Raw genomic sequence first — 12,204 nt, forward strand, 5'->3', positions numbered from 1 at the left:
CAGGCTCACGCGCGCGTGCCGTTCAACCAGGTGTCGAGGATCAGTTGCTGTTCGGGAACGCCGTGCACCGGATCACCGGCGCCCTGCGTCTGCGGCAACTTGAAGAACAGTCCCATCTGCTCCTGCACGCCGCCTTCGCCGCGCTGCTGCGCGAGGTCGAGGCAGCGCGCGATCTCGATCGCGAGCGGCGCGGCGAGGATCGAGTCCTTGCAGAGGAAGTTGAGCTTAAGCTGCATCTTCTGACCCATGAAGCCGGTCAGATCGACATTGTCCCACGCTTCCTTGTCGTCGCCGCGCGGCCGGTAATAATGGATCATCACGATATGGTCCTCGACCGGATAGCCAAGGATGGAGTTGAGCACGCTGCCCTTGGTGCCAAGCTTCGATTGCAGCGACTTGGGATCGTCGAGCGCAAGACCGTCCGAATTGCCGAGGATGTTGGTCGAGAACCAGCCGTCGACATGCAACGCGCGGTCGCGCAGCGCCGGGGCGATCACCGTCTTCATGAAGGTCTGGCCGGTCTTCCCGTCCTTGCCGGCGATCGGCACGTTGCGCTCCGCCGCAAGGGCGGCGAGCGGCGCGACATCAGCCGCGACCGAGGGCGTGAAGTTCGCGTAGGGCGTGCCTGCGTCGATCGCCGCATAGGCATAGAGCATCGCCGGGCTGATCGCGGAATCGTCGGTATCGAGCCCGCGCTCGAACCCCTCGAGCGATTGCAGCGCCGCCTCTTCGAAGTCCGGCACACGCTCGGTCGAGGCGAGATTGACGACGACGATCCGGTCGAGCTTGCGGTCCGCGGCGAAGCGCTTGAGATCGTCCTGGATCTGCCGAACGGCCGCCCGATGGCCGCTGGCCAGCTTGTTGCCGCCGTCGATATTCGCGCAATAGCCGGTCGAGCCGGCCGCTTTCCAGGCGCGCATGTCGTTGAGCGCGGAGGCGCCGTCGGCAAGCTCCCTCTCGCCGATCACGCCGTGACGCAGCGCCAGCGTGCCGAGCGTCTCCGCCGAGAGATCCCAGCCGCCGAATTCAAGATCGCGATAGGCGATCATCCCGGCGATATCGCGATGTGCAAGCGGCAGACCGTCGAAGCTGTTCGACCCCGCCTTGATCATCTCGATCCCGGCAATCGCCGTCGTCGCCACCGCACCGCCGACCCCGACGATCGCCACACCCAAACGTTCCGCCACTTATCGTCCCCGCAAGCACCCGAGTGGGCCAGTGGGGCGGAAAGGCCGCGCGCGTTAACCACGTTCCCGACCCTCACGCGAGTCGGAGGAAAATCGGCGAAAGCGGTAATTTACATCACCGCGCGGGCGCTTCGTGGTGATCTAAGTCATCTTCTCACATCGATACGGCGCCGACCGGCGGCAGCCAGTTGACGTCGATCTCGCTGTGCCGGTCATTGAAATCGACCAGCGTCGCGAGCTTGTTGGTATCGCTGATCCGGATCACCCGACCGACACGCGAGACGAGCCCTGTAGCCTCCAGCGCCTTGAGCGAACGATTGACGTGGGTCTTGGTCAGGCCGACAGCGTCGCCGAGATCCTTCTGCGTCAGCGGCAGTTCGAACGAACAGCCTTCGAGATTATCGACGACCCGCAGCCGCGAGCGGATGTCGAGCAGCAACGTCGCGATGCGGGTGAAGCCGTCGGTCTTGCTGATCGAGGTGAGGCGATCGGCCATCGCGACCTGTTCGGAGGAGGCAATGGCGAACATCAGCGCCCCCAGCCGCGGATGCTTGCGGAAAAGGTGGCCGAACGCTTCCTTCGGCATCTGGAACAGGGTGGTGTGGCTCACCGCCTGCAGCGTGGCGGCGCTATACCCCCAGGCGATCGAGAAGGTGGTGGTGACATCGCCGACGAAATAGAAGCGGAGGATCTGACGATCGCCACCCTTCATCTGAGTTGAGCCATGCAGCCAGCCGCTCGCGACGATATACAGGCTGTCGAGCCGCTCGCCCTCGTGAACCACGACTTCGCCTGGCTCGAACGATCGCTCCCGCCGCTCGAGCGAGCGCAACGTCTCACGTTCGGAAAAGGTAAGATCGAGGTGGGTGGAGAAGCGTCCTTCGAGTGGGCTGGAAAGCATGCGGGCCGAACGCAACAGCCGGGAAAATTTTCCCCCTAGCCGAATGCTCGCAATGGTGCCGTCGGCGCGATCGCGCCGGCTAGATCTCGCAGGCGGGTAGCACGCGCGGCTCGTCGCGTGAGAACGCGAGCATCCGTTGAAGAGCGACACTAGTTGCCTTGATGTGAGCGCTAGTACGGGATGCCGGCACCGCACTAGCTGCCGTCTCTCATGGCAGTCTCCCTAGGTCAGAGGGGACGGTTGCCGTAGATGATCCGCGAGCCTGCGCAGTCGTAAGCGCCGCTGCCAGTAGCTGCTCACAGTCGCAACTCGCGATACCATCCATGGCGGTGCAGGACGCGCTTCTGCGTCAACACCACCACGATGCCAACCACGATGTGGATGTTCCCGCTTGTGTGAAAGAGATCAACGAGGCAGGTGCCCCCATCGGGGAAGAAGGAAACAAGCGACGCATATGATCGCTCGCAGATCAGGCCGTCCGTCCACCGAGCGAGCGTGGATCGCTCGTTTCACCCAAGGAAAGCCGGCGGGCGCCCGACGCGGCCTTACCCCTCGCTGCAGCCCAGCGGTACCTTCGCAATCGCTAGAGACCGACGAATGGCGGATGAGCCTTTCTTGCTGATCGTCACCGCCGTCCCGATCGCTACAATCCTGGTTCTCTACCAAGAGGTCTCCTTAGTGGCATCGAGGGTTCGACGTAGCGATGCCGTTAACCCCGTGCCTGAGCCTCCTGCAAAAGTGGTTCGCAGCTCATTCCGCACAAACTCGCGCTCGGACAGCCCGCTTGATTCCCAGCGCCCAGTCGCGACGTTCGAGTTCGCCGGTTCAGGCGCCAAAAGCGGTCGCAACGCGGGGATGAACGAGCGGCCGAGACTGGCGAGCTGGGAAGGTGCCGCGGACGTATGCTTCTGGGGCTTGCTCTTAGTTGATTAAAATGCCGCAGCGCACCCAGAACTCCCTTGAACCCGGCCAGCCTGCGAAGAACTCGCAGCAACATGGGCGGCGTCCAAAGTCTCGCCAGCAATGCGCGAGAGCCGAGGGGCGACGCGCGCGAGAGCGAAGCCTTGTCTCAATCGTCGCTGTATCGGCCGATCCTGTACGGTCCTGATCGCGTTGCAAGAGGTCGTCCCTTCCAGCTCAGCCGCACCTGTCCGTCTCGGACAAGCCCGTCGATCGCCGCGTGGACCGCCGGCATCGCGCCGCGCCAGTCCGGCGCAATCGCTCGCGCCACCTCGCTCGGGCAGATCGTAGCGTCTGGTGCGCGGCGCGTGAGTAGGGAGAGAGCCACGGCCCTTGGATCGGTCATCCTTCTTGCGTCGGTCCCGCACGCCGCCCGGTCAAGCCCGCTGAAGGAGCAAATGGCCTTGCGCCTGGTCAGCGTGGCACGGCGATCTCGCTGATCGCTAAGCGCGCGCGGGACCAACATGAACGAAGGTCCGCGTCTGGTAATCACAACGGACGGTCTGAATGACCGCTGTTGGGTCTCCGCGAGCGGCGGCCGCTGCACAGACCCTCTCTCCTTAACATGCCCGGCTAGATCCCCACTGACACCCGTACTCCAGCCGTCCGTGGCGGAGCGACGGGATGGGAGAAGTAGCTCGTGGCCGCGGTGTTGCCCGACGACGTCGTGACCTCCTGACCGAACACCGGGACGGCATCGCCGGTGCGGACGCCCTGCGCATAGCTGGCGTACACCGTCGCCGCCTCAATCGGGGCATAGCTCACCGAGACGCGCGGCAACGCCAGCGTGCACAGAAACACGGCGGAGCGGCGATGCGCGAGGAGGTGCCGTATCGCTTCCGCGAGTCGCGGATAGCTCGGCTCGCGTGCCATGTCACTCGACCAAGGACCGAAGCAGGTGACCTACGCAGGCCTCGGGCCGCTTCAGCTGCAACTCATATAAAGATATCTTTATATGAGCCTTGACGCGCCGACCCGGCTCGGCGATGCGATGCCGGTCAAGGTTCTTCGGTCGGCTCGCCGCGCCGAAGCTAAGACGGGAAGCCGGTGCGATGCCGGCGCTGCCCCCGCAACTGTAAGCGGCGAGCAGATGGTCGCTCCGTGTCACTGGTCGCGCTCACGCGGCCGGGAAGGCCAGATCATCCGCACCGACCCGCGAGCCAGGAGACCTGCCTCGACGCCATAACGTCCACCGGCGGGGTGCCCGGTCTGGCCGCTCGCATGCCGCGGTCGGGCCTTCCGTCCGCGCGCGCCGGTGTCTGGTCCGCGTGCCCCGTCCTTCATCGGGGTATATGAAGATGATCGATACCTACCGCCCGGCGACGTATGTCGCCGCGCTGGTGCTCGCCACCTGCTCCTGCGGCGCGCTGGCGCAGGACGACGATCGCGTACCGCCGCGCGACGACATCCTCGTCGTCGGCCGCGGCGACGGCACGCTCGACCGGCCGAGCGCGACGGGCAGCCGCCTCGGCCTCACGCCGCTCGAACTGCCCGCCAGCGTGGCGAGCGTCGACGGCGACGTGGTCCGCGCGCGCGGTGACCTGACGGTCGGCGAGGCGGTGTCGCGCGCGCCCGGCATCAGCGCCGCGGCCAACGCCGGGAACGGCAACACCGCGCTCGCCGCGCGCGGCTTCGTCGGCCAGGGCTCGGTGCTGCAACTCGTCGACGGTATCCGGCTCTTCCCGGTGGCTGGCACGATCACCTTCCCGATCGACCCGTGGAACGTCGAGCGGATCGAGGTGCTGACCGGCCCCGCATCCGTGCTCTATGGCCAAGGCGCGCTCGGCGGCGCGGTCAACGTGGTCTCTCGCGCGCCGAGCGAGACCGCGCGCTACGACGCGGAGCTGAGCTACGGTGCGCAGGACACATGGCACGGCGCGATGGGCGCGGGCGGCCCGCTCGGCGAGGGGCTCGGCTACCGGCTGGACGCGAGCTACCGTCGGTCGGACGGCTGGGTCGATCGCGGTGACCACCACAGCCTGGCGCTGTCGGGCGCGTTGCGCCTGGCGCCGACCGAGCGGCTCACCGTCACGCTGCGCGGCGACCTCGGCGACGTCTTACCGATGCGCTACTGGGGCACGCCGCTGATTGACGGCCGGCTCGACCCGCGCAACCGACGCCGCAACTACAATGTCGCCGACGCCGACATCCGCTTCCGCGACGATCGCCAGACGCTCGTCGCGGAGTGGGCGGTCAGCGATGCGGTGACGCTGACCAACGCCGCCTATCGGCTCGCCAGCAAGCGGCGCTGGTACGACCTCGAGAGCTACGCCTGGGCACCCGCGGCGGGTCGGCCCTACGGCGTGATCGAGCGCTCGGACAATCTCGGCATCGTCCAGGACATCAGCCAATATGGCGATCAGGCCAACCTGAAGCTGAGCGCACCGCTCGGCGGCGGCTTCGCCAACGACCTGGTGCTCGGCGCCGAGGTCAATCGCGTGAACCTGCGCTACTCGAACAATTTCGCAGTCGCGGATCAGGCGGATGCGGTCGACCCCTTCGACTTCGCTCCCGGTATGCTGGAGGATCGCACCGCAACGCTGCCGCGCTATCGCACCACCACGACCGAGTGGAGCATCTTCGGCGAGGACCGGCTGCGGCTGTCGCGTCGGCTCTCGCTGGTCGGCGGCTTCCGCTACGAGGACGACGCGGTGCGCCGCCGCAACATCCTCTACGACGCGGCCGGCGCCCCGGCGGGCGAGGCGAATGCCTTCCCGGGTAGCGCGCGGGAGAAGAGGTTCCGCGACGCCACATGGCGCGTCGGCACCGTCTACCAGCCCGAGCCGAGCATCTCGCTCTACGCCCAATATGCCACCGGCGTGGATCCCGTCGGTACGCTGACCACCTTCACTACCAGCGCGACGCAGTTCGCCTTCACCAACGCCAAGGGCGACCAGGTCGAGGCGGGAGTCAAGGCAGCGCTCCTCGGCGGACGAGCGAACGCGACGCTCGCTGGCTATCGTATCGTCAAGAACGATCTGGTCGCGCAACGCGTCACCAACGGTCCGCTCGAGCAGATCGGGCGGCAGTCTTCGAGGGGGATCGAGGTGGCGTTGTCGCTGACGCTCGCCGCCGGCTTCTCGGCCGAGGCGAACGGGACGTTGCTCGACGCGCGCTACGACGACTTCCTGAGCGGCGACACGGATCTCTCCGGCAACACCCCGCCGAACGTGCCCGAGCGCGCCGGCAACCTATGGCTCACATGGGAGAGCCGCCGCGGCATGCGCGTCCAGGCCGGGCTGCGCCACGTCGGCGCTCGTTTCGTCGACTCGGCCAACAGTGCCTGGGTACCGCCTTACACCGTCGCAGACGGCGGGCTCTCGGTCGCGATCACCCCGGCGCTCGCTGCCGACGTGCGTGTCTACAACGTCTTCGACAGCCGCTACGTGACCTCGACCTATGGCGCGGCGCAGTGGCTGCTCGGGCGGCCGCGCTCGCTCGACGTCGCACTACGCGCGCGGCTGTGAGATGGCGCGCTCGTTCCTGGTGCCCGCGGCCAAGCGCTGGCTGTACCTGATCCACTGCTGGATCGGCGTGGCCAGCTGCCTACTCTTCCTGATGTGGTTCCGGTACGGGCAGTGCCTGAGCACCTCGCTCGCGAGGGCGCTGTGACCAGGGTGGCGCCCGAGCACCGACACGATGCGCGGCCTGGCGCGATGGGGAGGGCCTGAGCAGTGCGGCTCCTCTCCTTCGCCGGTTTCGTCAGCTCGAGAGGCGGTGCGACGCGCCCTCGTCGCGCAGGAGTGTGACCATCAATTGAAGGCAGTGACCTCGGTCGTCAGAGCGTCGAAGTTGGCGTGCAATAGCTCAACCAGCGAGCGTCGTTCGCCTTCACGACCTAGCGCCTCGGTCGCCAGCCGAACCGCTCCCATGGCGAGCATCGCGACAAGCCGGAGCGCCATCTCACGGTCAGGGCTTGGCCATCGCGACCGCAGACCATCGACCAAGCGCCGCTCTTGCTCGACATAGGTCACCTGCTTGCGCGCCTGAACCGCGGGGCTCGTCCGCATCAGCCGATCGATCGCGGCTAGGTCGTCGGCCGGGACCTGGGCACAGACGTCGATCACGGCAGCTCGGACAGCGTCGATCGGTGAGGCGGTGTCGGCGGCATGGCGGATGCGGTCGACGATCAGATCGCCCATCCGGCCCTGGAGCGAGAGGAGAATGTCATCCTTGGACTTCAGATAGAGGAAGAAGGTACGGCGCGAGATACCCGCCTTGGCGGCGATCTCGTCGACGGTCGTCGCGTCGATGCCTTGCTCGATGAACAGGCAGATGCCGGCGTCGGTGATGCGATTCAGGGTCTCCTGTTTCTTCCGCTCGCGTAGACCCGGCGTCGCCGCCGCAACCTTATCAGCCACTATCCCTGCTTTTCACGCTTGATTTATGCACCGAGTGCAATTTAAATAACTGCACTCGGTGCATATAGCGGGATCGGCCAGGATGGCAAAGTGGACAGTGAACGACATGCCGGATCAGTCGGGGCGCGTAGCGGTGGTGACCGGGACGGGCGGGCTCGGCCTTGAGGTGGCGCTGGCGCTAGCGCGCGCCGAGGCGGAGGTCGTGATCGCCGGACGCGATCCGCGCAAAGGCGCGGCGGCCGTCTCGCACGTCCGCTCGGCAGTACCCAGGGCCAAGCTTCGCTTCGAACCACTCGACCTCGCGTCGCTTGCTTCCGTGGCGCAGTTCGCCGAGCGACTGCGCAGGGATCAGGAGCGAGTCGACCTGCTCGTCAACAACGCGGGCGTCATGGTGCCGCCCGAGCGGCGCTCGACCGCGGATGGCTTCGAGCTGCAGTTCGGTACCAACCACCTCGGGCATTTCGCCCTGACCGGCCACCTCCTGCCGCTACTCCGCGCGTCCAAAGGTGCGCGGGTAGTCTCGGTGTCGAGCGTCGCGGCGCGTGCCGGGTCAGTCGACTGGGGCGACTGGAACGCGACCGGCAGCTACGAGGCGATGCCGGTATACGCCCGCTCGAAGATCGCGTGCCTCATGTTCGGGTTGGAACTGCAGCGACGCAGCGCGCTCGCCGGGTGGCCGCTCGATAGCATCGCCGCCCATCCGGGTGTCGCCCGCACGGAGCTGCTCCACAACGGACCCGGCCGGAGCAGCCTGCACAGTCGTGTCCGCTCGCTGCTGCCATTCCTGTTCCAGCCCGCGGCGCAGGGTGCGCTGCCGCTACTGTTCGCCGCCACGTCGCCCGACGCGCGCGCAGGGGGTTATTACGGCCCCGACCGGCTCGGCGAAACCCGAGGGTACCCCACCGACGCCAAAATCCCGTCGCCAGCGTTGGACCGCGTGGCAGCCAAGCAGCTCTGGGCATTGTCCGAGCAGGCGACCGGCGTGCGATACTGATGACGTCGATAGGAAAGGGCATGTATGGCGAGATACCTCACCTACGCAGCCTTCGGCTGGCTGACGTTCACAGGCGTGATGCATTTCGCCATCGATGTCAGCATTCCGTATCTGCGGGGGAAACGCGTCCCCGGACCCGAAACAACGCTCTATCACGGGCTGAACCCGCCCTTCGCGCTCGGGCAGCTCCTGTTCGGGCTGATGTCCCTGTGGGCGGCGCGGCGTGAGCCTGGTCTGCTGCGGGAGCCCATGGTGGTGATACTCGCGGGCGCGGGCGCAGCGGCTTGGCTGGCGCTCACCTTCTTCGCGATGGGGAGCCGAAGCTCAACGCCGGCATCTTCATCGCGCTGCTGATCGCCGCGATCATGCTCGAACGCGTGCGGGCTTGATTCCGTGAAAGCGCCAGCCGCGAGACGAATGGAGACGGACTATAACGAGGCTTCTATACGCTCCCGGCGTATCCGCCGGATGGTCGGAGTGCTCCGATCTGATATCGATCATCTTCGCCCGGCCCGCCAGTCGGCCACATGATCCACCAAGGCGCGTAGTTTGAGCGGCATGTGGCGGCGGCCGGGATAGAACAGGAAGAAGCCCGGAAGCGGCGGACAGAACGGTCCCAGCACCTCTCTCAGTTCGCCGCTGTGCAGCCACGGCGTGAATATCTCTGCCATGCCGATCGTCAAGCCGCTGCCGGCGAGCGCCATCTTCACCATCAGTGCCATGTCATTGGTCGTCACTTCCGGCTCGACCTCGACAGCGAAGTCGCGCCCGAGCTCGCTGAACTCCCAGCGATAGGGTGCCGTCCCGTCGGACGAGCGCCAGCCGATGCAGCGGTGTTGTATCAGCTCGCGCGGGTGAAGCGGCGTTCCGGCCGCTGCCAGATAGGCGGGGGAGGCAACGACGATCTGGCGCTGCTCCTCGCTCACCGGCACCGCGATCATGTCGCGCTCGATCACCTCGCCGAGCCGCACCCCAGCATCGAACCCGCGCGCCACGATATCGAACCTGGCATCGGTGACGAGGATATCGAGACGTACATGCGGATGGGCGGCCCGGAAGGACGCCAGCAGGTCTCCCGAGAGGAAGGTTTCTGCGATGGAGGACACTGCGAGGCGCAGAAGGCCGGCAGGCTTGCCTCCATGGGCGGCTGCGGCCGTGGCAGCCGCTTCGATCTCGGCGAGCGCCGGCGCGACGCGATCCAGCAGGGCTTCGCCTGCCTCCGTCAACGCAACACTGCGCGTCGTTCGACGCAGCACCGCCGTTCCCAGCCCGTCTTCCACCTTGCGGACGGCTTGGCTCACCGCCGACCGGGTGACGCCGAGCTGATCGGCCGCGCCCGTGAAGCTGCGGGCGTGAGCCACCGCCGCGAGGGTGCTGAGGGCGTTGAGGTCGAGCTTCATTGTCCAGCCAAGCTTACCGGACCATGCACGATGGCGCCAATAGTCTCGCCCAGTCCCACCGCTTAAGTCTCTGGCGGCCATGGGACCGACCGGTCGACGGAGAAACGCCGCCCGCGCCCCGTCGCTGAGCAGGGGATGATGGCCAGGTCCGGATGGCGCAGCGACGAAACGATTTCCACGCAAGAGGCACAACATGATCCGTCCATTCAAGATCGCTATCTCAGATGACCGCCTGAGCCTGATACGGCGGCAGGTCGAGGACTTCGACTGGCGAGAGTTCCCTGATGCCGGCGGGTGGAAGTCGGGCGTTGGTCTTGCCGATCTTCGCCGCCTCGTCGAATACTGGCTCAAGGCCTTCGACTGGCGCTCCCAAGAAGAGAAACTCAACCGACGACAGCATCATCTTGCCGACATCGATGGGCAGACGCTCCACTTCGTCAAGGAGAGTGGAGATGGATCGCGGTTGCCGATCCTTCTCCTACATGGCTGGCCCGGGTCGTTTCTCGAGTTCGAGGCACTGATCGATCCGCTGACGGGAGATGGGCACGACGTCGTCGTTCCATCGCTGCCCGGCTGCGCTTTCTCGGGCCGTTCAGACGCGCCGATCGGGCCCCGGCGCACGGCCGCGCTGATGGATGGACTGATGCGCGAGCTCTTCCCAGGTCGGCGCTATCTCGTCCAGGGCGGCGACTGGGGCAGCGCGATCGGCGCTTGGCTGGCTCACGACTATCCCGATCGCGTCGCCGCGCTCCACATCAACATGATGACGGCGCAGACGGACGGCGTTGATCCCGAGACCGCCGAAGAGAAGGCCTGGGCGGAGCGCGTCAGCAAGCTGGCCGAGGAGGAGCGCGGCTACTTCCTCGAGCAAAGCACCCGCCCGCAGACGCTCGGCATCGCCATGTCGGACAGCCCTGTTGGTGTCGCGGCCTGGATCCTCGAGAAGTTCGGCGTCTGGGCGGACGTTCCTCGCGACGACGCCGGCCGTCCCGACCTGTGGGCTGCCTTCGATGAGGATCTCCTCCTCACCAACATCATGCTCTACGTGGCGCCTCGATCGTTCGTCACCTCGACCTGGCTCTATCGTGGCCGCGTCTTGGAAGGTTCCCACGTCTTTCCGGCGGGTTCGCGCGTCACCGTTCCCACAGGGGTCGCGGCGTTCCCCGATCCGGTCTTCCCGCTGCCGCCGCGCTCGCTCGCGGAGCAAAGCTACAGGATTGAGCGGTGGACGAACATGGAACGTGGCGGTCATTTCGCGGCGCTCGAACAGCCCGATCTGCTGCTGGCTGACCTACGTGCCTTCGTGGAAGACGTTTGGTAACGCCGTGGCCGGCGCTCCTTCATGAGCGGCCTGGCTGGCCGCCGAACCGGCGAACGGCCGTTTGACGACGGCGCCGTCGATCTCTCCCGAGAACGAGTTCCTCGCACCCGACGGTCGTCACCCGCGGCGGCGTGCTGTCCATCGCCGCTCCCGTCTACGACCCGCGGTTCCGACGCCGACGACGCGAGCCTCGTCGGTCGATTTGGTCACCCGTACGGCACCCGCGCCTCGCTCGGGGATGCGCTCGTTCTCGCCGCGGGAGAGCGGCCCAGACGCCGTCACGCCAGCGCTTCCCACGTCAGAATGACTCCCACCGCGATCATCAGCACGTAGATGGCCGTGTAGAAGCGCTCGGGTGCGACGCGGCGAACCAGGGCCACGCCGGTCACCGTGGCGGCGAGCGCCACGGGAAGAAGCAGGAGCGACGTCAGGAGATTGGCCCGTGTGAACTGGCCGAGTGCCAGATACGCCGGCACCTTGATCCAGTTCACCGCGGCGAAGAAGATCGCGGTCGTACCTACCAGGCGCTCGCGCGGCAGACCACGTGGCAGAACCCAGAGCTGGAAGGGCGGCTGCCCCGCGTGCGCGATCTGGCTGGTGAAGCCCGAGGCCACGCCGAAGAGGGTGCCGAGCCATTCGGGCCAGCGCGCGATCTCGCGGGAACGCGGGCGGCGCGCCATCCAGAGCCGGTACAGACCGAACAGGATCGAGATCGCCCCGACCGCGGCCATCACCGCCCTCGGCGACACGCTCGCGGCGAAAGCGTATCCCAGCGCTATCCCGACCATCGCGCCGGGCAGCATCCAGCCGATCAGGCGCCAGTCGACGGAGCGCCGAAACGCCCACACACCGACGACATCCTGCGCGATGAGGAGCGGCAGCGTGATCGCCGCGGCCCGTACCGGATCGATCGCCAGCGCGAGCAGCGGGAGCGACAAGGCGCCCATGCCAGCGAACCCGCCCTTCGCTAGCCCGAGGAGGATGATGGCCGGTATGGCAAGGACATAGAAGTGCCAGTCGACGATCATGGTGGGCCATTACCGAGTTCGACCGATCACGCCCACCGGCAAGCGGCGGTAT

Annotated in this window: 12 protein-coding genes and 1 riboswitch; of the genes, 5 read left to right on the forward strand and 7 right to left on the reverse strand. The window is 66.6% G+C overall.

The genetic code is table 11. The features are described from left to right. Window positions 1-5 precede the first annotated feature (5 nt). The 4 genes from K7957_RS10800 to K7957_RS10815 all read right to left on the reverse strand — a co-directional run bounded on the left by K7957_RS10800 (window position 6) and on the right by K7957_RS10815 (window position 3,921). Entirely contained in the window at window positions 6-1,187 is a 1,182-nt protein-coding gene (locus K7957_RS10800) for an inositol-3-phosphate synthase (RefSeq protein WP_223011989.1), read from the reverse strand. Window positions 1,188-1,341: 154 nt separating this feature from the next. After that, complete coding sequence (locus tag K7957_RS10805; RefSeq protein WP_223011990.1) at window positions 1,342-2,238, reverse strand: Crp/Fnr family transcriptional regulator; 897 nt, start codon at window positions 2,236-2,238, stop codon at window positions 1,342-1,344. Between the two features lie 919 nt (window positions 2,239-3,157). Beyond that, the gene (locus tag K7957_RS10810; protein WP_343228378.1) at window positions 3,158-3,514 is read right to left on the reverse strand and encodes a DUF3253 domain-containing protein; all 357 of its coding nucleotides are present in this window, start codon (window positions 3,512-3,514) and stop codon (window positions 3,158-3,160) included. 107 nt (window positions 3,515-3,621) lie between these two features. Then, the gene (locus K7957_RS10815; RefSeq protein WP_223011991.1) at window positions 3,622-3,921 is read right to left on the reverse strand and encodes a TonB-dependent receptor; all 300 of its coding nucleotides are present in this window, start codon (window positions 3,919-3,921) and stop codon (window positions 3,622-3,624) included. A 111-nt stretch (window positions 3,922-4,032) separates the two neighbouring features. Further along, window positions 4,033-4,239, forward strand: a riboswitch (cobalamin riboswitch). A gap of 107 nt (window positions 4,240-4,346) precedes the next feature. On the opposite strand from K7957_RS10815, the gene K7957_RS10820 reads away from it, so the two are divergent. Both K7957_RS10820 and K7957_RS10825 read left to right on the forward strand, forming a co-directional pair. Continuing rightward, on the forward strand, window positions 4,347-6,515 hold the full coding sequence (locus K7957_RS10820) for a TonB-dependent receptor (RefSeq protein WP_246616972.1): 2,169 nt from the start codon (window positions 4,347-4,349) through the stop codon (window positions 6,513-6,515). Window position 6,516: 1 nt separating this feature from the next. Then, window positions 6,517-6,660: a hypothetical protein gene (locus K7957_RS10825; protein WP_223011993.1), complete on the forward strand. Its 144-nt coding sequence runs from the start codon at window positions 6,517-6,519 to the stop codon at window positions 6,658-6,660. A gap of 140 nt (window positions 6,661-6,800) precedes the next feature. Here the strand turns inward: K7957_RS10825 and K7957_RS10830 are convergent, their stop codons facing one another. Further along, window positions 6,801-7,409, reverse strand: a complete 609-nt coding sequence (locus K7957_RS10830; RefSeq protein ID WP_223011994.1) for a TetR/AcrR family transcriptional regulator — start codon at window positions 7,407-7,409, stop codon at window positions 6,801-6,803. Between the two features lie 82 nt (window positions 7,410-7,491). Between K7957_RS10830 and K7957_RS10835 the strand changes: the two genes are divergently transcribed. Both K7957_RS10835 and K7957_RS10840 read left to right on the forward strand, forming a co-directional pair. After that, window positions 7,492-8,403: an SDR family oxidoreductase gene (locus K7957_RS10835; protein ID WP_223011995.1), complete on the forward strand. Its 912-nt coding sequence runs from the start codon at window positions 7,492-7,494 to the stop codon at window positions 8,401-8,403. Window positions 8,404-8,427: 24 nt separating this feature from the next. Next, window positions 8,428-8,757: a hypothetical protein gene (locus K7957_RS10840; RefSeq protein ID WP_223011996.1), complete on the forward strand. Its 330-nt coding sequence runs from the start codon at window positions 8,428-8,430 to the stop codon at window positions 8,755-8,757. A gap of 143 nt (window positions 8,758-8,900) precedes the next feature. Here the strand turns inward: K7957_RS10840 and K7957_RS10845 are convergent, their stop codons facing one another. Further along, a complete protein-coding gene (locus tag K7957_RS10845) occupies window positions 8,901-9,803 on the reverse strand; it encodes a LysR family transcriptional regulator (RefSeq protein ID WP_223011997.1) in 903 nt (300 codons plus the stop codon). Window positions 9,804-9,996: 193 nt separating this feature from the next. On the opposite strand from K7957_RS10845, the gene K7957_RS10850 reads away from it, so the two are divergent. Beyond that, entirely contained in the window at window positions 9,997-11,124 is a 1,128-nt protein-coding gene (locus K7957_RS10850) for an epoxide hydrolase family protein (RefSeq protein WP_223011998.1), read from the forward strand. Window positions 11,125-11,402: 278 nt separating this feature from the next. Here the strand turns inward: K7957_RS10850 and K7957_RS10855 are convergent, their stop codons facing one another. Further along, the gene (locus K7957_RS10855) at window positions 11,403-12,152 is read right to left on the reverse strand and encodes a sulfite exporter TauE/SafE family protein (protein WP_223011999.1); all 750 of its coding nucleotides are present in this window, start codon (window positions 12,150-12,152) and stop codon (window positions 11,403-11,405) included. Window positions 12,153-12,204 lie beyond the last annotated feature (52 nt).

Origin of the sequence: Sphingomonas yunnanensis, assembly GCF_019898765.1 — a bacterium.
Lineage (GTDB): Bacteria > Pseudomonadota > Alphaproteobacteria > Sphingomonadales > Sphingomonadaceae > Sphingomonas > Sphingomonas yunnanensis.